The 26,886-nt window shown below is 51.5% G+C and carries 24 protein-coding genes, 1 pseudogene and 1 riboswitch; of the genes and pseudogenes, 8 read left to right on the top strand and 17 right to left on the bottom strand.

Annotated elements, in window-relative coordinates; translation table 11 throughout:
* Positions 1–83: 83 nt before the first annotated feature.
* From B0W44_RS13030 to B0W44_RS13020, 3 genes are all read right to left on the bottom strand, one after another.
* On the bottom strand, positions 84–2,240 hold the full coding sequence (locus B0W44_RS13030) for a peptidase domain-containing ABC transporter (RefSeq protein ID WP_169835567.1): 2,157 nt from the start codon (positions 2,238–2,240) through the stop codon (positions 84–86).
* Positions 2,230–2,484: a response regulator transcription factor gene (locus B0W44_RS13025; protein WP_077720410.1), complete on the bottom strand. Its 255-nt coding sequence runs from the start codon at positions 2,482–2,484 to the stop codon at positions 2,230–2,232. The genes B0W44_RS13030 and B0W44_RS13025 overlap by 11 nt, the downstream gene beginning before the upstream one ends.
* Positions 2,485–2,545: 61 nt before the next feature.
* Complete coding sequence (locus tag B0W44_RS13020; RefSeq protein ID WP_077720409.1) at positions 2,546–3,238, bottom strand: DUF3169 family protein; 693 nt, start codon at positions 3,236–3,238, stop codon at positions 2,546–2,548.
* A gap of 278 nt (positions 3,239–3,516) precedes the next feature.
* Between B0W44_RS13020 and B0W44_RS13015 the strand changes: the two genes are divergently transcribed.
* Positions 3,517–4,797 carry an ISNCY family transposase gene (locus tag B0W44_RS13015; RefSeq protein WP_077718433.1) on the top strand — a complete coding sequence of 427 codons (1,281 nt, stop codon included), beginning with the start codon at positions 3,517–3,519 and terminating at the stop codon, positions 4,795–4,797.
* Between the two features lie 443 nt (positions 4,798–5,240).
* Here the strand turns inward: B0W44_RS13015 and gcvPB are convergent, their stop codons facing one another.
* Genes gcvPB through gcvT form a run of 3 tightly spaced genes read right to left on the bottom strand, consistent with a single transcriptional unit; the run spans position 5,241 to position 9,165 of the window.
* Positions 5,241–6,695 carry an aminomethyl-transferring glycine dehydrogenase subunit GcvPB gene (gene gcvPB / locus B0W44_RS13010; protein ID WP_077720408.1) on the bottom strand — a complete coding sequence of 485 codons (1,455 nt, stop codon included), beginning with the start codon at positions 6,693–6,695 and terminating at the stop codon, positions 5,241–5,243.
* Positions 6,692–8,038 carry an aminomethyl-transferring glycine dehydrogenase subunit GcvPA gene (gcvPA, locus tag B0W44_RS13005; RefSeq protein WP_077720407.1) on the bottom strand — a complete coding sequence of 449 codons (1,347 nt, stop codon included), beginning with the start codon at positions 8,036–8,038 and terminating at the stop codon, positions 6,692–6,694. Before gcvPA ends, gcvPB begins: the two co-directional genes overlap by 4 nt.
* Before the next feature lie 29 nt (positions 8,039–8,067).
* The gene (gene gcvT, locus B0W44_RS13000) at positions 8,068–9,165 is read right to left on the bottom strand and encodes a glycine cleavage system aminomethyltransferase GcvT (protein WP_077720406.1); all 1,098 of its coding nucleotides are present in this window, start codon (positions 9,163–9,165) and stop codon (positions 8,068–8,070) included.
* A 213-nt stretch (positions 9,166–9,378) separates the two neighbouring features.
* A riboswitch (glycine riboswitch) is annotated at positions 9,379–9,551 on the bottom strand.
* Between the two features lie 143 nt (positions 9,552–9,694).
* Here gcvT and B0W44_RS12995 point away from each other — a divergent pair.
* From B0W44_RS12995 to B0W44_RS12985, 3 genes are all read left to right on the top strand, one after another.
* Positions 9,695–11,413, top strand: coding sequence for a DEAD/DEAH box helicase (locus B0W44_RS12995; protein ID WP_077720405.1), 1,719 nt, complete (start codon positions 9,695–9,697; stop codon positions 11,411–11,413).
* Positions 11,410–12,219: a YqhG family protein gene (locus tag B0W44_RS12990; RefSeq protein ID WP_077720404.1), complete on the top strand. Its 810-nt coding sequence runs from the start codon at positions 11,410–11,412 to the stop codon at positions 12,217–12,219. The genes B0W44_RS12995 and B0W44_RS12990 overlap by 4 nt, the downstream gene beginning before the upstream one ends.
* A 79-nt stretch (positions 12,220–12,298) precedes the next feature.
* Positions 12,299–12,574, top strand: coding sequence for a YqhV family protein (locus B0W44_RS12985; RefSeq protein ID WP_077720403.1), 276 nt, complete (start codon positions 12,299–12,301; stop codon positions 12,572–12,574).
* Between the two features lie 56 nt (positions 12,575–12,630).
* On the opposite strand, the gene B0W44_RS12980 is transcribed toward B0W44_RS12985, so the two are convergent.
* Positions 12,631–12,831, bottom strand: coding sequence for a YqzE family protein (locus B0W44_RS12980; RefSeq protein ID WP_077720402.1), 201 nt, complete (start codon positions 12,829–12,831; stop codon positions 12,631–12,633).
* Positions 12,832–13,018: 187 nt separating this feature from the next.
* Positions 13,019–13,567, bottom strand: a complete 549-nt coding sequence (locus B0W44_RS12975; protein WP_228441138.1) for a shikimate kinase — start codon at positions 13,565–13,567, stop codon at positions 13,019–13,021.
* A gap of 89 nt (positions 13,568–13,656) precedes the next feature.
* Here B0W44_RS12975 and B0W44_RS12970 point away from each other — a divergent pair, with 89 nt between their 5' ends.
* From B0W44_RS12970 to B0W44_RS12960, 3 genes are read left to right on the top strand one after another with little or no spacing between them, the layout of a single operon-like run.
* The gene (locus B0W44_RS12970) at positions 13,657–14,346 is read left to right on the top strand and encodes a DUF1538 domain-containing protein (RefSeq protein WP_077720400.1); all 690 of its coding nucleotides are present in this window, start codon (positions 13,657–13,659) and stop codon (positions 14,344–14,346) included.
* Entirely contained in the window at positions 14,343–15,122 is a 780-nt protein-coding gene (locus tag B0W44_RS12965) for a DUF1538 domain-containing protein (RefSeq protein WP_335582615.1), read from the top strand. The genes B0W44_RS12970 and B0W44_RS12965 overlap by 4 nt, the downstream gene beginning before the upstream one ends.
* Complete coding sequence (locus B0W44_RS12960; protein WP_077720399.1) at positions 15,100–15,429, top strand: P-II family nitrogen regulator; 330 nt, start codon at positions 15,100–15,102, stop codon at positions 15,427–15,429. Before B0W44_RS12965 ends, B0W44_RS12960 begins: the two co-directional genes overlap by 23 nt.
* 36 nt (positions 15,430–15,465) lie before the next feature.
* Here the strand turns inward: B0W44_RS12960 and B0W44_RS12955 are convergent, their stop codons facing one another.
* The 4 genes from B0W44_RS12955 to B0W44_RS12940 all read right to left on the bottom strand — a co-directional run bounded on the left by B0W44_RS12955 (position 15,466) and on the right by B0W44_RS12940 (position 20,238).
* Positions 15,466–16,530 (bottom strand): ArsA family ATPase, encoded by a 1,065-nt coding sequence (locus tag B0W44_RS12955; RefSeq protein WP_228441135.1) that lies wholly within the window; start codon positions 16,528–16,530, stop codon positions 15,466–15,468.
* Complete coding sequence (locus B0W44_RS19100; RefSeq protein WP_335582669.1) at positions 16,473–16,808, bottom strand: cory-CC-star protein; 336 nt, start codon at positions 16,806–16,808, stop codon at positions 16,473–16,475. Before B0W44_RS19100 ends, B0W44_RS12955 begins: the two co-directional genes overlap by 58 nt.
* 28 nt (positions 16,809–16,836) lie before the next feature.
* On the bottom strand, positions 16,837–18,537 hold the full coding sequence (locus tag B0W44_RS12945; protein WP_228441132.1) for a carbon starvation CstA family protein: 1,701 nt from the start codon (positions 18,535–18,537) through the stop codon (positions 16,837–16,839).
* Between the two features lie 144 nt (positions 18,538–18,681).
* Positions 18,682–20,238, bottom strand: coding sequence for an MDR family MFS transporter (locus tag B0W44_RS12940; protein WP_077720397.1), 1,557 nt, complete (start codon positions 20,236–20,238; stop codon positions 18,682–18,684).
* Between the two features lie 165 nt (positions 20,239–20,403).
* Between B0W44_RS12940 and coaA the strand changes: the two genes are divergently transcribed.
* Entirely contained in the window at positions 20,404–21,360 is a 957-nt protein-coding gene (gene coaA / locus B0W44_RS12935; RefSeq protein ID WP_077720396.1) for a type I pantothenate kinase, read from the top strand.
* A gap of 30 nt (positions 21,361–21,390) precedes the next feature.
* Here coaA and B0W44_RS12930 read toward each other — a convergent pair whose 3' ends face one another.
* The 5 genes and pseudogenes from B0W44_RS12930 to pruA form a co-directional block, all read right to left on the bottom strand.
* Complete coding sequence (locus tag B0W44_RS12930; RefSeq protein ID WP_077720395.1) at positions 21,391–21,720, bottom strand: tRNA-binding protein; 330 nt, start codon at positions 21,718–21,720, stop codon at positions 21,391–21,393.
* A gap of 226 nt (positions 21,721–21,946) precedes the next feature.
* A complete protein-coding gene (locus B0W44_RS12925) occupies positions 21,947–23,398 on the bottom strand; it encodes a catalase (RefSeq protein WP_077720394.1) in 1,452 nt (483 codons plus the stop codon).
* 25 nt (positions 23,399–23,423) lie between these two features.
* Complete coding sequence (locus B0W44_RS12920; RefSeq protein ID WP_077720393.1) at positions 23,424–23,843, bottom strand: Fur family transcriptional regulator; 420 nt, start codon at positions 23,841–23,843, stop codon at positions 23,424–23,426.
* Between the two features lie 213 nt (positions 23,844–24,056).
* Positions 24,057–25,248: pseudogene (locus tag B0W44_RS12915) on the bottom strand (ornithine--oxo-acid transaminase).
* Between the two features lie 33 nt (positions 25,249–25,281).
* The gene (pruA, locus tag B0W44_RS12910; protein ID WP_077720392.1) at positions 25,282–26,829 is read right to left on the bottom strand and encodes an L-glutamate gamma-semialdehyde dehydrogenase; all 1,548 of its coding nucleotides are present in this window, start codon (positions 26,827–26,829) and stop codon (positions 25,282–25,284) included.
* Positions 26,830–26,886 lie beyond the last annotated feature (57 nt).

Below are 26,886 nucleotides of genomic sequence, written 5' to 3'. Positions count from 1 at the left end.
ATTTTTCTACCAACAACTATTATATTAGGATTATATTTTTTTTATAGTTCCCTAAAGGGAAATGTTGTTCACGATTTGTTACTCTACCTGATTAAAGGCGAATTCTCGTCTGCTCTCTCTAGTTGCTGGGTGTATAAGTGATAGTAGTGACCTCCCTTTTGATAGAGCGAAAGGTGATCTCCTTGCTCCACAATCGTTCCCTTGTGCATCACAAGTATTCGATCCGCATTCTTGATTGTGCTGAGGCGATGGGCGATCATGACACGCGTACATTCAAGGGTATGCAATCGCTCCATAATCTTTTTTTCGGTTACGGAATCTAGAGAGCTCGTCGCTTCATCGAGAATAAGAATAGAAGGTTCCGTTACGAGCGCCCTTGCGATTAATAAACGTTGACGCTGTCCACCCGAAAAATTAATCCCATTTTCGGACACAACGGTATAGTATCCTAAAGGGAGTTTCATAATCTCGTCATGAATTTCCGCCATCTTGGCAGCATTCACTGCTTGTTCAATCGACAAACCCGGCTGATTCATCACAATATTGTCATAGATCGTTGTGTTGAATAGCCGAGTCTCTTGTAACACTGTTCCGATTTCCCGCCGAACGGACTTCAAGTCGTAATCACTTAACGGGTAGTCGTCTATGTACACTTCACCGTTCGTTGCACGGTACAACCCGAGAATCAGCTTTGCTAGTGTGCTCTTTCCCGATCCAGAAGAACCGACAATGGCCACCTTTTCACCTGGATGAATCGTCAGTGTCACATTTTTAAGGACGTATTCATCATACGGACTGTATCGAAAATCTACATTTTTGATCTCAATTTTGCCACGTAGTTTTTGAAGCGAGACGTTTTGTTTTGAACCTTCCGCTCGACTGTCCACTACGTCTTTAATTCTTTTGATGTAGTTATTCACCAAAATCACTTCGTTATAAGCCGTTCCGATAGAAACGATCGGCGCCATGAACGAAGACGCCAAATTACTAAACGCAACCAATGTGCCTAAGCTTACGCTCCCTTCAATGACGCGGGAGCTTCCCATCCAAAGCAAAAAAACAGGCAAAATAAACTGATATCCTGACGAAATAACATTCAGAAACGTATCCCATAAATTCCTTTTCTCAGTTGCAACCAACTGTTGCATAAAGTTTTTTTCCCATGTGTCGTAAGATGCGCGTTCTAGCCCCATCACTTTAATGTCGCAAATATTGTGAATATTTTCAGCTGTAATACTCTGTACTTTGGCTTGCGCCTCCACTTCTTTGGAGGTCAATCTCTGTGTGATAGATGTGCTTAACAAAAGAATCACAAAGCAAACGACACCACTTAAGATCACAAATATTCCCATAGAGGGGATATACCAAACGAGCAAGGCTGCATAAAAAAACAGCAGCATGCAATCTATCATGAGTGAAATTAAGCGGTTCGAAAAAACAGAGCGAATGAACGTATTTGAATTTGCCCGAAACAACAGATCACCGCTTGAGCGGTTCTCAAAAAATTGATACGGGAGTTTAAACAAGTGTTGCGTAAAATGGGACATGAGGGCGTGATCCATATGCTTTTGCAACTTGGTGACCACATATCCCCTAGCCATTAAATTCAGATTGTAAAACAGGTACAGCATGAACACGGCATACCCTAATATAGAAATGAAGGAAACGTTTTTCGGAACTAACACTTCATCCGTAATCCATTGAGTCAGCATCGGGTTCAAAATACCCAAGCCTTGCAATAAAGTGGAAAACAAGAGCACGAGCACGATCCATTTTGGTTGTTTAAACGCATGTTTAATGTAAAAACCCCAACTCGACTGTTTCTTTCTCTTTCGCCAATGTGCATTCGGTTTTAGCGAAAGAAAAATTCCAGAGTACGATGTGTTAAACTCATCGATGGTGAGTCGCCTTCTTCCAGAAGCAGGGTCAACGATGTAGAGGTACTTTTTTGTCATCTTTTCAAGGACAACGTAATGTCTCTGTTCCCAAAAGACGATTACCGGCAAGGCGCTTTTCGAGACAGTTGTGATATCCCCTCTATACGCCTTGACGTCAAAATCTAATTTTTCACTAATTTTTTTGAGGTGGAATAAAGACATTCCACTTTTGGATACTCCAAACTCTTCTCTTAACTCAGTCAGTGTCACGTGTTTTTTGTAATAACCACAAATCATCGCTAAACACGCTAAGCCACACTCACTGTGCTCCATTTGTTCAATGTAGGGAAGTCTACTCAACACGATTTGTCTCCTTAACATCTTGTTTCAGTTCGATGTACCCAAGGTGATAGCAAATGATACCAATTTCTACTCTTGTTTTAACCTGCCACTTTTTTTTGATCGAGATCACAATGTCTACTATTCGTCGTCTACTGACGTACAACTTCTCTGCAATCTCTTGGTTTGTATACCCTTTGGCTATTAATATCGCGACTTCCTTTTCTCTTTGACTCAACGGTTTAATATTCACCGAATGCTTACACATTTTTTTGATCCTCTCTAATTTCTGTAGTCTAACGATTTAGGCCGATGGCCGCAGTTATTGATTAATTTTTCTGCTTAAGAATGACATAGTGAAAGTGCCCGAAGTGAACCATCCAGATCGCTGCTAGAACAAGAAAAGCAAACAATTGTCCAAAGTACAAACTGATGAGAATTGAGATGAAGAATATCCACGTCATGAGTGAACGTGTGCGAAAGGCTGCACGATGCACCACACGTACTTCACTTTCATCTAACTCTCTTTTGGGGAAATTTAACAATTTCAGAATCAGTAGCTGCCCGCCCTGATGGACCCCTCTCATTTTTTTCACAATATGTCCTTGAAGACTTGCGAGTAAGATGAAGCATATCAACCACACGATGAAAATGACGGCTGCCTGCATCATGGATTCCGTGCTTTCAAAGCGAAGCACCCATCCGATCAAATACAGTAACGACAGACTAATGGCGAACAGTCCAACTGCACAGAGGATGAACAACTGTTCCCACCGGCGCAGATCGACGTGCTTTTCTGAAGAGTGGGATTTCCTCATCTGATGCGGTTGAAGTCGGTAATATATCCACGCGTTGATTCCACCAAAGACGAAAAGACCGACCGCAGGAGGTAAAATAAGCCTTTCTGCCTCCTCTGCCCGCGCTTCAGTCGGTAAGACTAGCGCCATGAGACAAGCTACCACCAGCCAAGCGATCATGACGTAAAAACCGACTCGGCAGAAGAACTTGATCCCTTTATACATTTTGCGCTCCTTACTCCTTCCCGTCATTTCATGACACTTGTTTATTCGTGTAATGAGAAGAGGTCAATTTTCGAAGAAGCAAGTAATTTGAAAAGTGAGAAATATCTTTTTTCGATCAGGTTGACAGTCTGTCGGTAGACATCGTTTTAACCAAACATATAATATAAAGAATTGGTTTTTCCTTGTCAATGAATCCTTGTTATTTATGTTGTTCGTCAGTGATATTGTCATATTGTAACGCGTCAGTGAAAATGTCACATATGGGAGAGAACATATTCATGAGCAGACAAGAGCTGAAGCGTTACACCGTCATTGATCGCTGGATTCAAGGTTTGATCACAGGAGGTGAAGCCGCTGAACTCCTTGGGTTAAGTTACCGCCAGGTTTGTCGTCTCAAAAAACGGGTGCTTGAGGAGGGGGAAACGGGGATTATCCACAAAAACAAAGGACGCAAACCGGCACACGCACTGTCTGACAATACACGTCAAAGAATTCTGGAGCTCCACCAAAGCGATGCGTATCAAGGGTGTAATGATGTGCATTTTGCCGAATTGTTGGCCAAGTACGAAGGAATTCACGTCAGTCCGTCAACCGTGCGTCGCATTCGCTCTGAGGCCGGCATCAAACCGAAACGCAAACGGCGTCCGGCTAACGTGCACCGGCCACGTGAGCGAAAGCCACAAGCCGGCATGTTAGTCCAAATGGACGGGAGCCCTCACCCTTGGTTGGAAGATCGAGCGGAACCGATGTCCCTTCTTGCCGCCATTGATGATGCCACTGGAAAAGTCGTGGCTGCTCTTTTCCGGCCACAGGAGGACACCGAGGGCTATTTTAGGCTGACACGACAGATGATTGAGCAAACTGGCATTCCGATGAGTGTGTATTCGGATCGCCATATGATTTTCCGTTCCCCTAACGAGAAGCAAACGATCGAGCAGGAATTGGCGGGAGAACCCGTTCCTTTGTCGCAATTCGGACAAGCCCTTGAAGAGTTAGGTGTGACTCATATCAAAGCCTTAACACCACAAGCCAAGGGACGGATTGAACGGCTGTTCCAAACGCTACAAGACCGTTGGATTGTCGAGTTGCGCCTCCGGGGCATCGACACCATTGAGGAGGCCAACACGGTGCTGCCGGAGTTGATCAAAGCGCATAACGAACAGTTTGCGGTTGAACCGCGTGACCCAGAAAGTGCGTTTGTCCCTTTGGAACAAGGACAAGCGTTGGATCTAATTCTTTGCTACCGTGAAAAGCGTACTCTGGGAACCGGAGAAACAATTGCTTACAAAGGAAAAACCTACACAATAGATCGCTCGGATCACCAACAAACCATCCCGCGCAAAACCCGTGTCGAAGTGCGAGAAACATTAGACGGAAGACTATTTGTCCGGCACAAAGGGGTGGATTACCCCCTAAAGGAAACAGTAAAACCAAAACGCCAGTCGCTGCAAAAACAAAAGGCGAGCTCGGAGAAACAACCTCACAAGCCCGCACTCAATCATCCTTGGCGCCAATATGGGCGCACCCAATCTAAATCTAGGATACGACAACGGGCTTAAAAAATCTAGACTGTGCCGTTAGAATACGGACAATGATCCCTTCATCCCTTTTAGCCAGGGAGCTTGTAGTGGGCATTTTATCAAGGGCGAGTGAAACTCGGGCATACGCCTTTACCCTTGATAAAATGCCCACTACAAGCTACGCTCCTGAACGGGATGGGGGAATAACTAAAATAGGACAGAATCACTGACGAGTTAATAGGACATTTTCACTGACGCTTGACATGAATCCTTGTTATTTAACAATTTTTGGCAGGTTGGTGTTTTGTGTAAGGTCGACTGGAGGTCGGTATTCAAAATGCCAAACGGGTTGGAGGTGTGAGAGATTTGGGGTGGGGCAACTGCCCCCTCTATATCAGACATATTATCATCTGCGTCCATTGTGGCCTTTTGAGCAGAAGATCGTAACGTTTGAGACACGTGCGTCGCGGAAACCGATCCGTTCACTTTTGGTAGCGCAGGACCGGTTTTCGCGCGGCCGTCACTTCATCCATCCGCTTCACAACTGTGTGGTGCGGCGCCTCCTGCACAACTTCCGGCTCTTGTTCGGCTTCTTTTGCAATCTGAATCATGACGTCGGCGAAAGCGTCGAGCGTTTCTTTGCTCTCAGTTTCGGTCGGTTCGATCATGAGGCATTCGTCGACGATGAGCGGAAAGTAGATCGTCGGCGGATGTATGCCGAAGTCCAGGAGACGCTTGGCGATGTCCAGTGTGCGCACGCCCAGCTTTTTCTGTCGGTTCCCGGAGAGCACGAATTCGTGTTTGCACAGCCCGGGGAACGGCACGTCGTAATGATCGGACAGTCTCTCAAGCAAGTAGTTAGCGTTCAGTACGGCGTCTTCGGACACTTGCCTAAGCCCTTCCGGTCCCATTGTGCGGATGTAGGCGTAAGCCCGGACGAGGATGCCGAAGTTGCCGTAAAACCCTTTAATCCTCCCGATGGAATCCGGCATGTCGCCGTCGAGGTAGTAGCGCTCCCCATCCTTTTTCACCATCGGTTTCGGCAGGAAGCGGGCTAACGCTTTTTTGACGCCGACCGGCCCGGCCCCAGGTCCGCCCCCGCCGTGCGGCGTCGTAAACGTTTTGTGCAAGTTTAGGTGAACGACGTCGAACCCCATGTCCCCGGGGCGGGCTTTGCCGAGAATGGCGTTGGCGTTGGCCCCGTCGTAGTACAACAGTCCACCTGCTTCGTGGACGATGCGGGCGATGTCTTCGATTTCTTCTTCAAAGAGCCCGAGAGTGTTCGGGTTGGTGAGCATCAACGCCGCCGTGTCTTCGCCGACAAGTTGGCGCAACATGTCAACGTCGACCTGACCCCGTTCGTTCGACTTCACCGTGACCGTATCAAAACCGGCGACAGTGGCACTGGCCGGGTTCGTACCGTGAGCAGAATCCGGTACAATCACTTTCGTCCGCTTCGTGTCGCCGCGCTCCTCGTGGTAGGCGCGAATCATCATCAGGCCAGCCCATTCCCCTTGCGCCCCTGCCGCAGATTGCAGTGTCACTTCGTCCATGCCGGTGATGTGGGCCAAATCCCGTTGCAACTCGTACAACAGTTGTAACGCCCCTTGTACTGTGTCTTCCGGCTGATACGGGTGAATGCGGGCAAATCCATCGTAACGCGCCACATCTTCATTCACTTTCGGATTGTACTTCATCGTACACGAACCGAGGGGATAAAAACCAGTGTCGACCCCGTGATTTCGCCGTGACAGTTCAGTGTAGTGGCGTACGAGGTCTAGTTCGGACACTTCCGGCAGCTCCGCCGGCTGTTTGCGCCTGAAGTGCTCTGGCAGCAGGTCGCTCCCTTCCACTTTGTCCACGTCAGATTCAGGCAGACTGTAGGCGACCCGGCCCGGCTGGCTCAATTCAAAGATGAGTGCTTTCTCTTTACTCATACCCAACCCTCCACTGTCGACACGAGTTCATCAATTTCCGCTTTCGTCCGCACTTCCGTCACGGCGAGCAGCACGGCGTCACCGAGTTCCGGATAGTCTTTCGACAGATCGTAACCGCCGAGAATTCCCTTCTCTAACAGCACTTTTTGCAGCTCCTTCGCGGACCGCGGCAGTTTGACGGCAAATTCGTTGAAAAACGGCTGTTCAAACAGCGGTTCGACGCGAGAGACGTTCAGCAGCTGGCGATAGGCGTAGTGGGCTTTTTGCAGATTCAAGTTGGCAACGTCTTGCATCCCCTGTTTCCCCAAGGCACTCATGTACACCGCCGCCGCCAACGCGTTCAACGCCTGGTTGGAGCAAATGTTCGACGTCGCTTTTTCCCGTCGGATGTGTTGTTCCCGCGCCTGCAACGTGAGGACAAACCCCCTCACCCCGTCTTCGTCTGTCGTCTGTCCGACGATGCGGCCGGGAATGCGCCGCATCAGTTTGTCTGTCGTCGCAAAGAAACCGCAGGACGGACCGCCGAACTGTACCGGAATGCCGAGGGGCTGGGCGTCACCGACGACGACGTCGGCTCCGAAAGAGGCCGGCGGTTCCAAAATGCCGAGGGATAACGGATTCACGCTGACGACGAACAGCCCTTTGTGGCGATGGGCGATCGGCTCGATAGCGGACAAATCTTCCAGGTTGCCGAAAAAGTTCGGCGTCTGCACGATGATGGCTGCCGTCTCGGCGTCAGCCAACTGGTCCAGCCGATCGACGTCTGTCACGCCGTCGGCATGCGGCACTTCCACAATTTCGTGGCCGAGCCCTTTCGCCAGTGTGCGCAGCACACTGCGCGCTTCTGGATGAACGGTGCGGGAGACGAGTACTTTGCCTTTGCGGGAAACGGCGGATGCCATCGACGCCGCTTCAGCAAGGGCGGTCGGCCCATCGTACATGGAGGAGTTGGCCACCTCCATGCCGGTCAACTCACAGATCATCGACTGAAATTCAAAGATCGCCTGCAGTTCCCCCTGGCTAATTTCCGGTTGGTACGGAGTATATGCGGTGTAAAATTCCGATCGTCCAATGACGTGTCCGACGACGCTCGGTATGTGGTGTTCGTACATTCCGGCGCCGAGAAAAGATACGACACGGCCAAAATCGAGGTTCTGATCGGCCAGGCGGCGCATGTGCCGCACGAGCTCCGGTTCGGACATCGCCTCTGGGATGTCTAGTTTTCCTTTAAAGCGGATCGCTTCCGGGATATCAGCAAACAACTCATCCACGTGGTTGACGCCGATCGTGTAGAGCATCGCCTCGCGGTCTTGATCAGTCATCGGTAAATAGCGGTATGTCATTTGAGAAACATCCTCCTCTACTCTCGACGTTATGGGCGCGGACGCTTGTAAAACGGTGTTTCCACAATTTTCGCTTTGACCCGTTTGCCGCGAATGTCCACCGTCACTTCGCGCCCGAGATCGCTGTATTCGCTCTGGACGAGCGCCAATCCTAAGTTTTTCCCTAAAGTCGGCGCATGTGTCCCGCTCGTGACTTCCCCGATCTCGTTTTCTCCGACGTACACCGGATAGTGGGAACGGGGAATGCCCCGCTCGATCATCTCAATGCCGACCAGTTTGCGCGGCACTCCTTCTTCCTTCTGCCGGAGGAGAGCTTCCCTCCCTAAAAAAGAGCCTTTATCCAGTTTGACGGCAAAGCCGATACCGGCTTCCAGCGGACTAATGCTTGCCGACAGCTCTTGTCCGTAAAGGGGCAAACACGCTTCAAAGCGGAGGGTGTCCCGGGCGCCGAGGCCGCACGGCCGCAAGCCGTCCCCTTCCCCCGTCTGTAACAGTTTCTCCCACAAGAACAACGCGTCATCACTTTCCATGTACAGCTCGAATCCGTCCTCCCCCGTGTACCCGCTGCGGGAGATGAGCGCCTGTACACCGGCTACGTCTGCACCGTCCACAAAGCCGAAAAACGGGATCGCCGCCAAGTCAGCCGTCGTCAACTTCTGTAAAATGCGCTCCGCTTTCGGTCCCTGCAACGCAAACTGAGCCGTTTGACTGGACACATCGCAGATGGTGACGTTTCCTGTCGCGTGTTTGTTCATCCACTCCACGTCTTTGTCGACGTTGGCCGCATTGACGACGAGCCGGTAGTTGTCATCCTCCTTTTTGTACACGAGTAAGTCGTCCACCGTCCCTCCGTCCGGGTAACACATAACCGTGTACTGGGCCTTATGACGTTTGAGTTTGTCGATGTCGTTGGTGGTCAAATGCTGTAAAAAACTTTTTGCGTCAGAACCCGACACCTCCACTACCCCCATGTGAGAGACGTCAAACAGTCCGGCGTCGTTCCGCACGGCGTGGTGCTCAGCTTTAATGCTTGAAAACTGCACTGGCATTTCCCACCCGCCAAAGGCGGTCAGTTTAGCCTTGTCCTGGTACGCAGGGTGGAGCGGCGTACGTTTCAACTTTTTCAAGGCTATCACCTCCGAATCGTTTTCATGTGATGACTTTTAGCCTTCCCACTTACGACCACCTGCAACATTTCGCCGTCCCTTCTAAAAAAAGACAGAGCGTTGCCCAGGAATCAAACCTGTCACAATGCTCTGTCCTTCTACCTGAGAGTTTCCCCTCCTTTGCAACCAGGAAGGTTACCCCTTTGGTGGCCCTATTGGCACTCTCCAGAGATGTGTCAGACAAGCGTCTTTTTGCCTGAGAGATTCGCCACTTGGGTGGCTTGCTCCTTCGGCGCCGTCCGTCAACCTGTTTGAAAAGCGGAACGCCCCTGAAACTCATCACTGTCACGAACGTTCATTCCTAGACCAAACAGGTCAGCCAGGACAGTCTCTCCCCTTGCCTTCATCCACAAACACTATACGAATGTTTAAGCTTACAAGTATTGTATCTGATTTCCAAGGAAAAGGCGACCGTTTTTTAAACCTTTTTCATAATCTTTTACACTTCCGGCCATACTAGAGAAAGATTGGTGACGAGAGGAGAATCGGCATGCACTCCGTTCCTATTCGTTTTGACCGTTCGTGGTGGCCGGCATTTAAAGCACGCGTTCACGCCGACGGGCCGTGGAACAGCTGGGAGTTGTTCCAACTGGCAGTGGAGGCAGAGCGGCACGTATGTGTACCGAACTTCGACGATTTGCTTTGCCTCAAACAACTGAACGCATTTGCACCGCTGCCCCACCAGGTCGAAACGGCGCGAACTGTGCTCAACGAATTGCATGGTCGTGCCATTTTAGCCGACGAAGTGGGACTCGGAAAAACGATTGAAGCGGGCCTGATCCTAAAAGAGTACGTGTTGCGCGGTCTCGTGAAGAACGCCCTCATCCTCGTCCCCGCATCCCTCGTCTCCCAGTGGACACGGGAATTAAATGAAAAGTTCGGCATTCCCGCCGTCGCCCATAAAAAAGAGTGGATGTGGGAGAAATGCGACATTCTCGTCGCCTCCATCGACACGGCAAAACGCGAACCACACCGCAGCCACGTCTTAAACCGCGATTACGACATCATCGTGATCGACGAGGCGCACAAGTTAAAAAACCGCCGGACCCGCAACTTTCAGTTCGCCAACGAACTGCGCAAAAAGTTTTGTCTGTTGTTGACAGCCACTCCCATACAAAACGACTTGCAGGAACTGTACAACTTGGTGACCTTGCTCAAGCCGGGACAGCTCGGCGGAGAGCAATCGTTTCAATCCCAGTACGTCGTCAGCAAACGCCAGCCGAAAAACGAGGCGCTTTTGAAAGAGGAAATTCGAAAAGTGATGATCCGCAACGAGCGAAAAGACAGCCCACTAGACTTTAAACAACGACACGTCCACACAGTGACACTGGACTTGACGCCGGAAGAGCGGGCGCTATATGACGGCATCACCGACTTCGTGCGCGAAAGGTACCAAAAAAACAGAGGACTTGCCGGAAGTTTCCTCTCCCTCGTCAACTTGCAGCGCGAAGCGTGCAGTAGTCGTGAAGCGACGTTTCTCACCCTGTTTAAAATGTTTAAAAAAGAAATCCAGGGACGCCAACAGCTTCCAGACGACGTGGCACACGTCATTCACCTGCTCAAACAAGTGAAAGAACAGGCAAAGGCTCGAGAAGTGCTGAAGCTAGTGGACAAGATCGGCGACGAGAAAGTGATCGTCTTCACCGGGTACCGGGCCACTCAAGACATGTTGAGACGCGTTCTGCAAAAGCATGGCATTACGTCCGTGCCGTATCGGGGGAACTTCAACCGCAACAAGAAAGACTGGATGCGCCAGCTCTTTCAACAGCGGGCCCAAGTGATGGTGGCAACGGAAGCTGGCGGCGAAGGCATCAATTTACAGTTCTGTCACAACATTATCAACTACGACATGCCGTGGAATCCGATGCGAGTCGAACAGCGCATCGGCCGGGTGCACCGCCTCGGGCAAGAGCACGACGTAACCATTTACAACTTATGCACGCGGAATACGATCGAAGAGTACATCATCCGTTTGCTGCACGAAAAAATTAACTTGTTTCAGCTCGTCATCGGAGAGTTGGACAAGATTTTGGCACACGTTCACCTCAAAGAGAGAACGTTGGAGAACAATATTATGAAAATCGTGTTAGAATCCCGAGATGACGAAGAAGTGAAACAGCGCCTGTCCCATCTCGGGGACACGCTGTCAGACGCCAAACACCACACGAGCCAAAAAGCGGACCTCCTAAAGGATGTGCTGAACCCTTGAACAGAGCGGAGACGAAAAATTACGTGATGCGCTATCTCAATGCCATGCACTGTGACATCGTCGACAAAAGCCCAGGGCACGTACAGGTAAAGTTGTCAGAACAAGCAGACAAAGACTTAGTCAACCGTCCCTTTTACTGGTCATACGTGGAAAAACTCGGTCTCGATCCGCAACCGGTGACACTGTCTCTCATTTTCGACCCCGATCAAATCCCGCCCGGCGTACGGGGAGAACCGATCACGCCCGGTTCCACCCGCCTTCAACACATTTTTCAGTCTGCTCGCAAACACGGCCGCTTCGTCCGGCTGTATGAACGTTCGCCGCTCGACTTGAGGAGCCCCCGGGGCTCCCGCCCTTACGAGCCCTGGCTCGGGATTAATTACAAAATTGAATGGATCTGCGACCAACTGCGCAGCGAAATTTACTCACTGGGCATTCGGCTGTTGGACGGATCGATTGACGACAACTTTTATCATACGATATCAGAGCGCGAGTGGACACCGCGTCTTCCGAGCCACCGCTTCGTGACAAAACACAAGTTGACATTGGAAGAAGCAGTCAACGAGTTAGAGTTCTACGTTGAAGGGTATTTGGACCACGTAGACGACGCGTGGGCCAGAGCCGCTGAATCCCGGATGCAGGAAGAGCTAAACCGGTTAGAGCAGTACTACAAGGAGCGTCCGGCTCGCATGGACAAAGAGGCCTTCCTCGCCGAGTACGAACGGCGTGTACGGGAAACGAAATGGCAGTATCAGCCTCGTGTGCAAGTGAGTGTCGTGAATGCCGGCCTGTTTTATTTGGCATAAAAAGGACAACTCTTTTGAACCCTCGGCATACACATATAGGAAGATCATTATCATACGGTTCTACAGGAGGAAGCCGGGGATGTGGTTCATCATTGAAAAAGTCGTGCTGGCAATGGGAACCCTGCGCATCATATCCGGGTTTATCGAAATGACGGCAGGGTTTCTCATGCTTAAATTCAACGACTTAGAAAAGTCGATCGCCATCAACGCACTGCTCGCTTTAGTGGGACCGGCGGTTCTGATTACGACGACGACGATCGGACTGGCCGGATTGGTCGAACGGGTGTCTTACGACAAAGTAGCGTGGATCGCAGCTGGTGTTGTGTGCATTTTAATCGGGGTGTTCAAAGGATAAACGCGCAAAAGTAGACGTAAAATGTTTCACGGTACCCTACGTCCGCGAAGACGGCTTTATCGTATTACATTGCGCTTACGGCGGTTTTTCCTGTTTTGCCAAAACATGTGAAGGCCGAACAACAGATCGCCAAACCAAACGCGGCTCCATCGGTTCCGCTGTCTGTCCTTGCGCCTCATTTTTCGTTCTTCCCGCGGTGTTTCTAAATAGCGGACAAACCGTTCCGTAAGATACTGTACATAATCGTTTGAAGACATGCGCAACCACCTCAGTCGGATTTCCTCAGTCTTACAAAACGTGCGGCTGTACTTCTGACATCAGCACATATAGCGTAATGGTAGCGGAAGAGGGCAGATCTTAAGACATTTGCAGAAAAGGTCTTAAGGCATCCTCTCTCCTTACCACATCATACCATTGCTCGTGCGGCCTGGAGGTCTACCCTTATCATTGACGGCGGAAGATATCTTTAAACACGCCGCTGTGTTGTTGGCACTGGGCGACGATGATCTGGGCCACTTCGTCCGGTGTTTTGTCCGTCGTGTCAACTTTAAAATGGGCAAAGTCGTAGGCGTTGCGCCGCTCTGTCAACAGGCGATCGATGCGTTGTGCCAAGTCTCCTTGTAGCAGCGGTCGGGACGCATCGTGCTGCAACCGTTCGATCAGCGCGTTCCGCGATGCGGTGAGAGCGACGACGAAACCGCTGTTTTGCATTAACTTTACATTGTCCTTTCGGAGGACAATGCCTCCTCCAGTCGTGATCACCAGCGGCTTTGGGGATTGGATCAGTTCTTTGAGAACGTTGTGTTCGCAATCGCGAAAACGGGCCTCCCCTTCATCTCTGAAAATGTCGGGAATGGTCTTCCCCCTTTTTTCTTCAAGGTACTGGTCTGTATCGACCATCTGGCGGGATAGGGTTTCGGCGATGATGGTCCCCACTGTCGTTTTCCCTGTTCCCATAAATCCGATGAGGATGATGTGCAATTTCATTGTCATCCCTACCTGACGTTATACAACCTTTTATTTTATTGCTATAATATAACAAAATAGACTTAAATCCTATTCTAATGTGAGGGGATGTTTTATTGGATCAATTCAAACAAGAATTTCGCGAAGTGTTTTTTTCCATTCTCCCGGTGACACTTGTCATCGTGCTGTTACAAGTTACGCTCATCCACATGCCGTTTTCCGACTTTCTTCAATTCTTGCTCGCCGCTCTTCTGACGATCGTCGGACTCTCTCTGTTTCTCTTCGGCGTTAAACTCGGTCTGCTCCCGATCGGCGAATCCCTCGGCTCCAGTCTCCCCCATAAAGGTTTTTTTTGGGTCATTTTTTTCGGCTTTTTGCTCGGGTTTGTCATTACTGTGGCAGAACCGGATGTGCGCATTTTTGCCCAGCAAATTGAAGACGCCGGAGAAAGGATTGCGACACAAAACGTCCTCATCCTGGCCATTTCCCTTGGGGTGGGCATTTCTGTCGTGATGGCCATGCTGCGCAGTATTTTTAACATTTCATTAACGCTCTTACTCATTCCGAGCTACATTCTCGTATTCGTCCTCGGCTACTTCGTCAGTGACGACTTCTTCTCCATTGCGTTAGATGCAGGAGGCGTCACGACGGGACCGATTACCGTTCCCTTTCTCATGGCGTTAAGCATCGGCGTTGTCTCGGTGTTCGGCGGCAGGGACAAAGTGTCGCAAGGATTCGGCATGGTGGCCTTAGCCTCGGTCGGACCCGTCATTGCGGTGATGGTTTTAGGAGTGTTGTTCAGTTGATTCTGCTCAACATTTTTGACGGCTACTGGCATACATTGGAAGAGGTGATCGTAGCATTAGCCCCACTACTCCTCGTCTTTATCTTGTTCCAATTATTAGTCATTCGCAAGCCTATCCCGAATTTACCGAATGTGCTCGCGGGAACCGTTTTATCGATCGTCGGGCTCTCCCTGTTTCTCCAAGGCGTGAAAGCCGGGTTTCTGCCATTCGGCGAATTTACCGGGTTGACGTTGAGCGATGCGAGCTACAATTGGATTTTGATTCCCATCGGCTTTGTCCTGGGAGTAGCCTCTATTGTGGCGGAACCGGCGGTCCTGGTGTTAGGTTACGAAGTGGAAAAAGCGTCATCCGGTTCCATCAAGGGCAAACCGTTGATCTATTCCGTGTCCCTCGGTGTCGGCTTGTTCGTCGCTTTGGCCATGGCCAGAGTATTGTACGGAATTCCGTTATGGGCTATACTGGTGCCGGGGTACGTCATCGCGTTTATTCTCGCTCGCTTTACATCGAAAACGTTTATTTCCATCGCGTTTGACTCCGGCGGAGTGGCGACGGGTCCGATGACGGTTACCTTTATCCTCGCCCTCGCCGTGGGCACTGCAACAGGGTTGGAAGGACGCGACCCGCTCATTGAAGGGTTTGGCTTAGTAGCCTTAGTCGCTTTGGCTCCCATCATTGCCGTTTTACTGTTCGGCATTCTGTATAACGTATATGAGAAAAAGCAGGAAGATCCGTCCGAGAAAGGAGAGCCCCAAGTTGAAACCACTGACGAATTTTGATTTGATCGTGACGATTATTCCGAAAGGACAGTCTGAAAAAATTGTGAACGCGTCAAAAAAGGCGGGAGCTGAGGGAGGAACCATCATCCCCGGACGCGGAACAGGGATTCACGAACACAAAAAGCTGTTCGGCATCACCATTGAGCCGGAAAAAGAGATTGTGTTCACTCTCGTCCCGAACCACAAAACCGATCGCATACTGGAAGCCATCGTTGAAGCCGGGGAATTGAACAAGCCGGGGACGGGCGTCGGGTTTGTCATCGACGCTAAAAAAGTTGTGGGTATTAACCATTTAATCGACCAATAAATATTTCTAAAGCCAATCCGTGTCATTGGATTGGCTTTAACGTTTGTTGAACATGCCTTCCCAGAGTAGTTCAGAAATCGCCCTTAAACTGTCCAATCCCCGAATGTCCGTCGGTTTCATCGGAATGTATATTTTAGAAATACCTTGAAAACGCTCCGCGATGTTTTTGACATACGCTCGCTCCTGTTCCCGCCGCTTAGCGATGAACACTCCGTCCGCCTCCTTCGGCAGCACCCGGTTTACGACGATTCCCTTCACTGGTACTCCGTACTTGTGCAGGAGATTCATGGCTTTCTCCGTCTCTACGATGGACAGACGCTCCGGATTGAGTACGAAGTAAAAGGACGTCACGTCCGGGTTGTGTAGCGCTTCGCGCACGGCGGCAAAGCGGTTTTTTCTCCTCTGCAGTATTTCATACACTCGATCTTCCGGTTCCACATCTGTGCCGGCTATATTGCTCAACATCCGGTTCAGGTCTTGCGTTTTTTTTCGGCGGGCAATCATGCCCTCGATCCACACGCCCATCAGTTCCGGCAACGACATCAAGCGCAACGTGTGCCCCGTAGGGGCCGTATCGAATACGAGGTGGTCGTAAGACCCGTCTGCCTCTAAAATAGTTCCCACCATTTCGTCGAACTGGGCCGCTTCCTCTGCGCCGGGGGAAGCAGCGGCAAAATCCATTTGCCGCTCCACTTCTTTCCACAACCCTGGTGCGGTAAGACCTTGTAACTGTTGCTTCACCTCCCGTATATACCGATCGGATGCAGCCTCCGCGTCGATTTCTTTCAGCCACAAGTTTTCCTTCACGTTCACCGGTTGTTCTCCCCCTGTCACCTCCAGTAGATCACCGGTGGAATGGGCGGGGTCGGTAGAGACGAGAAGAGTCCGGTAACCTTTTTCTGCCAATGCCAACGCAAAGGCGGCCGAACACGTCGTTTTCCCCACCCCACCCTTTCCCCCGAAGAACGCGAGACGCACGGCCCTCCTCGTTTGGTCCGCAGTTGAATGCGCGTCGGCGGCAAACTTTTTGCGAAACAGACCGGCTAACAGCATCGAAATCCGTCCAATGGCGATTTTTCCATCCCCATCCGCTTGTGCCACTCGTGAAAGTCTTCGAGCACAAACGGCATCAATTCCAGCGTGTAAAATGAGACGGGATTGGGGATGCCGAGCATTTCTGACAGTGCCATTAACTTGAAGACGTCTTCCTCCTGTTGAATGTCCCGCTTCATCGTCTGCCGGTACGGAACGAAGTACATTTCCTCGTAAAACTGTTTGAATTTCTGCCAAAAGCGTTGTCCCTGTCCTCTGTCCAAAGTAGCCGTCTCCTTTCCGCGAATTGACGCTCCTTTTGAGCCCAATGCCTGCTTTTTTCTCATCACGATGGAGGTGTAAAGTGCCTACCCTTTATCTGGTGTGGGGTGGGCCGGAAGGAATGTCCGGTCGGTTGCTTTCACGCCTTGCCGCTAACATTCCTTCCAATATGAGCCAGACGTTTAACGCCAAAACCAACGTGCCGACGACGACTAACAAAATGTTTCCTTGCTGGACGTAACTCATAATGTTGTAGACCATGCTCGCCGTCGTCATCGTGACCACAAACACAAGGGGGATGACGACGTAAACGACAGGTCGCCCCATGCGCCACAGCAATAAAGCCAACACGATTAACGACAATCCTGCCGTCAACTGGTTCGTCGTTCCGAACAGGGGCCATAGCACCATCCCGCCTGACCCTGGATTGGACGGGTCCGCCAGAAACGCTAACGCGACGCACGTGAGAAACACGAGAACGGTGGAAAAGTTCATGTTTTTCAAAAACGGAACGTTGTACTGCTCCCCGATCTCCGACAAAATAAAGCGCTGCAAGCGCATTGACGTATCCAGCGTCGTCGCCGCAAACGCGACGACCATGATGGAAATAAACGTCGTTCCGATGACCGCGGGAATGCCGAGGTTGCTAATCAAATTGCCGGCGCCTAATACGAACGCCGGCGTTCCGCCGCCGCTGGCAGAAGCCCACGTGGCGTAATGTTCGCTCCACGCTTCAAACGTGGCAAAGCCGGCAGCTGTCGCCATGACGGAAGCGACGGCCAGCATCCCTTCACCGATCGCTCCGAAATACCCGACAAACCTCGCGTCCGTTTCCCTGTCCAGCTGCTTGGACGATGTGCCGGAACTGACCAGCCCGTGGAAGCCGGAAATGGCGCCACAGGCAATGGTAACGAACAACAGAGGCAATAAAGGCGGTGTGTCTTCGGGTACGTTTGTGTTAAAGACCGGCGCGACAAAGTCCGGCCGCCCTACAAACAACCCGATGTAAATGACGATCAGCCCTAGAAACAGCAAGTGGGAATTGATGTAGTCGCGCGGTTGCAACAAGGTCCAAACCGGGAGCCGAGAGGCAATGGCTCCGTACAGGAGCATGACGATCACCCACCACGCTGACGAAGGCAAGCCGGCGATCGTCTCCGGCAGAGCCAAGGGGAGCCCAGTTCCGATAAAAATAAAGGTGAATAACAAGAGCAGTCCGATGATAGAAGGCCAGAATAACCCTATCCCTCTCTTGTACACCAGAAATCCGATCGTCACGGCAACCGGTATTTGCAGCCAGTACGGCAATACGCTTTCCGGGTACGACGTAAACAGGCCGGCAATGACGACGGCAAAGACAGCGTTCACCAGAAGAAGCAAAAAGAAAATGATGAGCAGAAATAGCCCCTTTGCCCGCGTACCGATGACAGCGTTCGTAATAACGCCGATCGACCGCCCTTTGTTGCGTACTGATGCCCACAGTGTGCCGAAGTCGTGCATGCCGGCAAAAAAGATTGTGCCGAGGACCACCCACAGTAAAGCCGGTCCCCACCCCCAGATCATGGCGATGGCCGGTCCGGTAATGGGGGCGGCTCCGGCGACGGAACTGAAATGGTGTCCCCACAAGACGAATTTGTTCGTCGGCAAATAGTCCACCCCGTCCCGAAACTCGTAGGCTGGCGTGCGAAAGTTCGGATCCAGTTGGTAAATCTTCTCTGCCAAAAACTTCGAATAAAAACGGTAGCCCATGAAAAATAAAATAAGCGCTCCCAACGCTGTCATCCAAGGACTCACAGTTCATTTCCTCCCTCTTTTAGTTTGTATCCGGTTACAATTCTATAATAACACATTTTTCGCAACATATAATAAAATACAATTTTCCCCAATCAATCAGAAGGCGAAGTGAATGGAGAGCTTGCCGCGACATAGCGAGCGCTCTCACTTATTCGTCGTTTTCAGTTCCAACTCTTTTAAAAATAAGGTCAAGATAAACGCCACGAACAAGACGCACGCCGCCGCAAGAAACGCACCGTTCAACGCGTAACCGAGGGCATCACGCAACTCACCGATCAACTGGGTAAAAACACCTTGAGTCTGTTCCGGTATGCTCTGCTGGATTCGGGCTAGTCGCTCGTGGTCCATCAACACTTGAGGGTTCGTCAATTCACCGATTTGATCCTCTACCCTCTCCGGGAGTTGTTCCGTTAAGCGAGTTATTTCGTGCAATTTTTGCCCCATCAGTCCGTTCATGATCGTCCCTAAAATCGCGACACCTACCGTCCCCCCCATCTGACGAAACAACTGTGCCGAAGACGTGGCGACTCCGAGCAAGCGGTGTTGAACCGCGTTTTGTACCGTCAGCGTGAAAATCGGGAAGCACGTTCCCAACCCAAACCCGAAAACTACCATGTTCACGACGACCATCCACGTGGCCACATCGACGTGCAAGCAGGCAGCAGCTCCGAGCCCGCCGAACATGACCAGTAGGCCGGCCAGCGCCAGACGTTTGTATCTTCCCGTCGCCGTCATGATGTGCCCGCTGATGGCACTTCCCGTCACGTTGCTCAGCGTCATCGCCATCATGATAAAGCCGGTTTGGGTGGCGGAAACACCCATCACGCCTTGGATGAAGAAAGGCATGTACATAATCGTGCCAAACATCCCCAATCCCATCATAAACCCGACAGCGTTGGAAATCGTAAACACACTGTTTCGAAACAAGTGGAGAGGCAATATCGGGCTAGTGGCTCTACCTTCAACCCATATAAAGAACACGAGCATCATGGCAGAAATGGCAAACAAACCGACAATTTGAGGCGACGTCCACGCATAGTCGGTACCCGCCCAAGAGAAAGCCAACAGCAGTGGAATGATCGTGCCGGCGATTAAGACCGCTCCCGCAAAATCGATCGGTTCTTTTCCGCTTTGAGCCGTCTGAGGAAACAAGCGCCAAATGAGGAAAAAGGCGACGACTCCGAAAGGGAGAAAAATCCAAAACACCCAGTGCCATTGGAAATGGTCGACAATGTAACCGCCCATCGTCGGGCCGAACACGCTGGCAATGCCAAAAGAAGCCCCCATCAGCCCTTGCCAGCGTCCGCGCTCCCGGGGCGGAAACAAATCCCCCACTGCCGTAAAGGCCGTGGACATAATCATGCCACCCCCAAACCCTTGAACGGTGCGGTACGCGATTAACTGGAAGATAGTGTCCGACGTCCCGTTCAAAAGAGAGCCGATGGTAAAGATAGCGAGACCAGCCAGTATAAACGGCTTTCTCCCATAGATGTCAGACAGTTTCCCCACGAGTATTGCCGTCACACTGGAAGCCAGCATAAACGCCGTAAACACCCAGTTAAAATAGTGAATGCCGCCTATGTCTGCGACGATCATCGGCAACGCCGTTCCGACAATCGTCTGATTCAAGGCGACGAACAACACTGAAGCCATAACGGCCACCATGATTGTGATTTTCTTTTTTATCTCAAGGTCTTCCACACGGTCCACTCCCTCTATACTGACACGTCAGGTATAATGATAATCCACTCTCCTTTGTTCGTCCAACCCCCTTCATGTACAGGGTCATTTTTTATTGAAAAGAGAAGAGATTTTTGTCAAAATAAGAAAAGTATTGACTCCATTTCACACACAGGAGACCCGGAGATGGCACACAGTGAACACCTGTCCCCATACTTGTCTTTTACGCGGGAAGAGTGGCGCCAACTGCGCAATTCGACGCCTCTCCCGCTAACAGAGGAAGAACTGGTCAAATTGCGAGGAATTAACGAGAAAATTTCACTAGAAGAAGTATCGGAAATCTACTTGCCCCTCTCCAGGCTACTCAATCTATACGTTGCCAGCAGCCAAGATGCGTACAGGGCGACGAAAACTTTTTTAGGGCACCCTAACGAGAAAGTCCCTTACATCATTGGTATTGCCGGAAGTGTAGCGGTCGGCAAAAGCACGACCGCCCGCATTCTGCAAACGTTGTTGTCTCGCTGGCCCAACCACCCTAAAGTCGACCTCGTCACGACAGACGGGTTTTTATACCCGAACCGGATTTTGGAAGAACGCGGTTTAATGAAGCGCAAAGGGTTTCCAGAAAGTTACGACATTCGACGCCTGCTGCAATTTTTGTACGACGTGAAGTCGGGCCAGCCAGAAGTGACCGCTCCCGTTTACTCCCACCTGGCGTATGACATTCTGCCCAATGAAGTTCAAGTCATCCGCCAGCCGGACATCGTCATCGTCGAAGGGCTGAACGTACTGCAAACGGGAGAATCCGAACAACGAAACGGCCGCTACATCCCACAGCTTTTCGTATCGGACTTTTTCGATTTTTCTATTTATGTGGACGCCAAGGAGGAAGACATCGCCCGCTGGTATGTGGAAAGGTTCAAAGTGTTACAGCGGACAGCGTTCAGCAACCCTGCTTCCTATTTTCACCGCTATGCCGATTTGTCAGAAGAGGAAGCAGAGGAAACAGCGATGGGCATTTGGCGTGAAATAAACGGACGGAATTTGAGGCGTAACATACTACCGACTAAATGGCGCGCTCACCTCATTTTAGAAAAGGGTCCGAACCATTTCATTCAAGGGGTTAAGCTTCGAAAACTGTAACGGACATCGTAATCAGCTGACCGCACCGTTTTATCCAATTTTGTCCCCTTTGCGCACGTTCCGGTCCGGTTGGAGCAAGACGACTCCCTCTTTGGCGTAAACCCCGAGCACCAACACTTCTGATTTGAATCCCGCGATGCGAAGCGGTGGAAAATTCACGACCGCAATCACCTGTCGGCCTTGCAAATCTTCTTTGTCATACAGTTCCGTAATTTGGGCGCTCGACTGTTTGACCCCTAGTGCCTCGCCGAAGTCGATCCAAAGGCGGTATGCCGGCTTTCGCGCCTCCGGAAAGTCTTTCACGTCCAACACTTCACCGACGCGAATGTCGAGCTTGTTCCAATCTTCGATTGTCGCCAAGATGCTCACTCCTTTTCCCTGACACTAAATTTTCAAAAAATGGGTGGCACACTCATTATTTCCGCTGCAGATGCCGCCAGTAGATGGCATCCCCATATGTCAGCTTGTACGCTGCGGGAAAACAGTGTTTGTGGCACGGAGCCCTTATCAACAATTTACCACTTTTGACTGCAAAAATCTAAACGAACCCCTCTGAAGAGGGGTTCGCCAATTGCCGGATTTTTTCTTACTTTTCGATAGCGGCCGTCAACCCGAGGCCTTCCGCCACGCGCGCACCGTATTCGGGATCGGCCTTGCGGAAGTGTTCAATCTGCCGCAATTTAATGTCTTCTTTCACCGGGCGCATGTGATTGACGATGTTTTCCACCAAACGGGCCCGTTCTTCCTCACTCATCAGGCGGTACAAGTTCCCGGGTTGGGTGTAGTGGTCGTCGCGATCGTACGAGACACTGTCCGCCATTCCTGAAACTTCAAAAGGATCTTGCTTGTCTTCAGGTGATTCAACCGGCCCGTTGTAACTGTTCGGTTCATAGTTGACTGAGCCGCCGCCGTTTTCGTCAAAGCGCATCGCGCCGTCGCGCTGGTAGTTGTTCACTTCGTTACGCGCTCTGTTGGGCGGGAGCAGTTCGTAATTGGTGCCCAACCGGTATCGATGCGTATCCGAGTATGAGAACAGTCGCCCCTGTAACATTTTATCCGGTGAGAACCCGATACCGGGAACGATTTTGGCCGGAGAGAACGCCGCTTGCTCAATGTCGACAAAATAGTTTTCCGGGTTGCGGTTCAAGACCATTTTGCCGACAGGAATTAACGGGTAGTCTTTATGTGGCCACACTTTCGTCACATCGAACGGATCAAAGCGGTACGTCTTCGCCTCTTCCAGCGGCATGATTTGCACGTACATCGTCCAGGACGGGTAGTCGCCTCGTGCTACCGCTTCATACAGATCCCGCGTAGCGTAATCCGGGTCTTCACCTGCCAAGCGCGTCGCTTCTTCTTGCGTCAAGTTTTGAATGCCTTGGTCAGTCTTAAAGTGGTATTTAATCCACACCGACTCGCCATCGGCATTTGTCCACTTAAAGGTGTGACTGCCGTACCCGTTCATGTGGCGATACGACTTCGGGATGCCGCGGTCCGAGAACAAAATCGTCACTTGGTGCAGTGATTCCGGTGACAGCGACCAGAAGTCCCACGCCGCGTTTGGATCTTTCAAGTTAGTGGCCGGATTCCGTTTCTGCGTATGGATAAAGTCAGGAAATTTAATCGCATCGCGAATGAAGAAAACAGGTGTGTTGTTGCCAACTAAATCGTAGTTGCCATCTTCCGTGTAAAATTTGAGGGCAAAGCCGCGCGGGTCCCGCTCCGTGTCGGCAGAGCCCTTTTCACCGGCAACCGTGGAAAAGCGCGCAAGCATTGGCGTGCGTTTACCGACTTCTGAGAGGAATTTCGCTTTTGTCCACTTCGTCACGTCATGGGTCACTTCAAAATAACCGAAAGCACCGGCTCCTTTGGCATGGACGACGCGCTCCGGAATGCGTTCGCGATCAAAGTGGGCCAGTTTCTCGATCAGGTGAATGTCTTGCAACAGCGTCGGACCCCGGGATCCCGCCGTCATTGAATTTTGATTGTCCGACACCGGATTTCCCGTTGCCGTCGTCAACTTTTTCCTGTCAGCCATAAAATCTCTCCCATTTTTTTAATTTTTAGACAAACCAGGCACGCGCACTGTTACGGCAGCTCGAACACACTCCTTTCAACACAACCTGATGCGAAGTTAAGGGAGCGTCCACCACGTAGTTCGTTTCTTTGGCCACGGCGTCGAGCCATTCTTCCGGCAAGGTGACATTCACTTCGTCTATTTTTCCGCACACGTGACACATAATGTGATGGTGTTCTTCCACATTCGCGTCATAGCGGCTGGCGGCATCGCCGACTCTTAGTTCTCGGATCAGTCCAACGTCCGTCAAATAGCGAAGGGAGTTGTAGATCGTTCCATAGGCGAAGTTGTGTCCCCGATCGCGGAGACGCTCGATAATGGTAGCCGCTGTCGGATGATCGTTCGACTCCCGAATCACTTCGTATACAGCTTTTCTCTGAGTTGTAAGGTGAACTTTGGAACGCATGAGGATTTCCCCTTAATTGATATTATACTTAGTCTAAATTTATGTCAATTCAATGTGCATAAAACGTTATGAAACATCATCCCGTCTATTATAACCGTACGAGCGGTTCCATGATGAAGGACACTACAAAAACGAAGTGAGCACTTGCCGGCACAAAAAACAGGCATGACCGATGGTCATACCCGTTAAGTTTCAAAATACGACGTGACGACCTTATTTCAACAACACCCGATAGATGCGCTCAATTGCCCAGTCGAGATCGTTCCTGGAAATAATGAGGGGAGGGGCAAAGCGAATGACGTTTTCGTGTGTTTCTTTGCACAACAGCCCTTCTTCTTTCAGTTTCTCGCAGTACGGGCGGGCCGGTTCGTAAAGTTCGACCCCGATAAACAGTCCCCTTCCCCTCACTTCCTTAATGGTGGGGTTGTCAATTGCTTGCAGTTTCTCTTTGAAGTACGACCCTAACTCCAGCGAGCGCTCCGCTAACCGTTCGTCTTCGAGCACGTCCAGTGCCGCGATGGCAACCGCGCTGGCAAGGGGTTCCCGCCGAATGTCGAACCGTGCGATCCGGGATTGAATACACCGAGAATGTCTTTATTGGCCGCAACGGCAGAGATCGGCATCACGCCTCCCCGAGGGCTTTGCCTAAAATGTACACGTCGGGGACAACACCTTCCCAATCACACGCAAACCGCTTTCCGGTCCGTCCCAAACCGGATTGAATCTCATCGGCCATCAACAGCACATTGTGTCGTTTGCACACGTCCAGCGCCTCTTTTAGGTAACCTTCCGGGGGAATGACGATGCCTGCTTCTCCCTGGATCGGTTCAACGAGAAAAGCGGCCGTGTTCTCGGTTATCGCGTTTTTCAACGCGTCTATGTCTCCGTAAGGAACACGTTTAATACCGGGAAGCATCGGACCGAAACCGTCTTTGTACTCTTCTTCCGACGAAAGTGACACTGCCGTCATCGTCCGGCCGTGAAAGTTTCCGTCACAGGCGATGATCTCGGCCTTTCCGTCCGGCACACCTTTCACTCTATACGCCCAGCGCCGGGCAGCCTTGACCGCTGTCTCCACCGCTTCCGCTCCGGTATTCATCGGGAGCACCATGTTTTTTCCCGTCAGTTGACACACTTTCTCGTAGAATCGGCCGAGTTGGTCGTTGTGAAATGCCCGGGACGTCAGTGTGACGCGATCGGCCTGTTCTTTGAGGGCCTGGATAATTTTCGGGTGACGGTGTCCTTGATTGAGTGCCGAATAGGCGCTTAACATATCGATATAGGTGTTCCCTTCCGGGTCTTCCACCCAAACCCCTTCTGCCTTAGAAATGACGATGGGAAGCGGCAAATAGTTATTGGCGCCGTATTGTGACGTTTTTTCGATAATCTCACTGGTGGCTGTCATTCCGTTTCCTCCTATCTCCACTGTATCGATTGTTTAAAACATCTCCGAAACGGTCTTCGCCTGCATGTGCAGGAGCAGGTAATCCGGTCCGCCCGCCTTGGAATCGGTCCCCGACATTTTGAACCCGCCGAACGGCTGGTACCCGACGATGGCGCCGGTGCAGTTGCGGTTGAAGTACAGGTTGCCGACGTGGAAGTCGTGTCTTGCCCGCTCCATGTGGGCCCGGTTGTTCGTGATGAGGGCTCCCGTCAATCCGTATTCGGTGTTGTTGGCGATCTCCAGGGCGTGGTCGAAGTCCCGCGCTTTGCCGAAGGCGACGACGGGGCCGAAGATTTCTTCCTGCATGATGCGCGCTTCCGGGTCCACATCGGCGATGACGGTCGGCCGGATGAAGTACCCTTTCGTGTCGTCTCCTGTCCCGCCGGCCATCAGTTTCCCTTCTGTTTTGCCGATCTCGATGTAGCCCATGATTTTGTCAAAGGCGGCCTGGTCGATGACCGGTCCCATGTAGGTGTCCGGGGAGGCCGGATCGCCGACGGTGAGGTCGTTCGTCAGGTGCACGACTTTCTCCAACACGTCGTCGTACACGTCTTGATGCACGACGGCCCGGGAACCGGCGGAACACTTCTGTCCGGAGAAGCCGAAGGCGGAGACGATGATTTCTCTCGCCGCCAGGTCGAGGTCGGCGTCACGGTCGACGACGACGGTGTCTTTGCCCCCCATTTCGGCGATGACGCGCTTTAGGTGGGTCTGCCCCGGGTGGACTTTCGCCGCCCGCTCCCAGATGCGTATCCCGACGTCCCGCGACCCGGTGAAGGTGATCAGTTTCGTTTTCGGATGGTCGACGAGGAAGTCGCCCACTTCAGATCCGCTTCCCGGGATGTAGTTGATGACGCCGTCCGGCACGCCCGCTTCTTGCAGCACTTCGACGAATTTGGCGGCGACAACAGGGGTGGCGCTCGCCGGTTTCAGCAGGACGGTGTTCCCGGTGACGAGGGGAGCCACGGTCGTGCCGCACATGATGGCGAAGGCAAAGTTCCACGGCGAGATGGTAACCGTCACCCCCATCGGCTGGTAAAAGTAGCGGTTGTGTTCGATGGGGCGGCTGTTCACGGGTTTGCCGTCTTTCAGTTCGATCATTTGCCGGCCGTAGTACTCCATGAAGTCGATCCCTTCGGCTACATCGGCGTCGGCTTCTTTCCACGGTTTGCCCGCTTCTTTGACGAGGTACGCAGCAAATTCGTGCCGCCGGCGGCGGACGATGGCCGCGGCGCGGAACAAGAGGCCGGCCCGGGCTTCCGGATCCCACTTGCGCCACTGTTCAAACGCTTCGTCGGCAGCGTTGATCGCTTTTTCGGCGATGTCCCGGTTCGCTTTGGAGACGGTGCCGACGACTTGTTCTTTGTTCGCGGGGTTGATGGAGACGATGGTCTCGTCGGTTTTGATGCGTTCCCCGCCGACGAGGAGATCGTGATGTTGGCCCAGTTCGGCTTCCACTTGCTTCAGGGCGGCTTGGAACGCCGCACGGTTCTCTTCCACTGTAAAGTCGGTAAACGGTTCATGACGGTAAGGTGTGACCATTCTCAATACCTCCTGATCGTATTATCTCCTTCCCCATCTTATTCTAACAAGATTCGT

Origin of the sequence: Novibacillus thermophilus, from assembly GCF_002005165.1 — a bacterium.
In the GTDB taxonomy this organism is placed as follows: Bacteria; Bacillota; Bacilli; order Thermoactinomycetales; family Novibacillaceae; genus Novibacillus; species Novibacillus thermophilus.
Note: the sequence above shows the minus strand (reverse complement) of the source record. Positions and strands in the feature narration are given on the sequence as shown.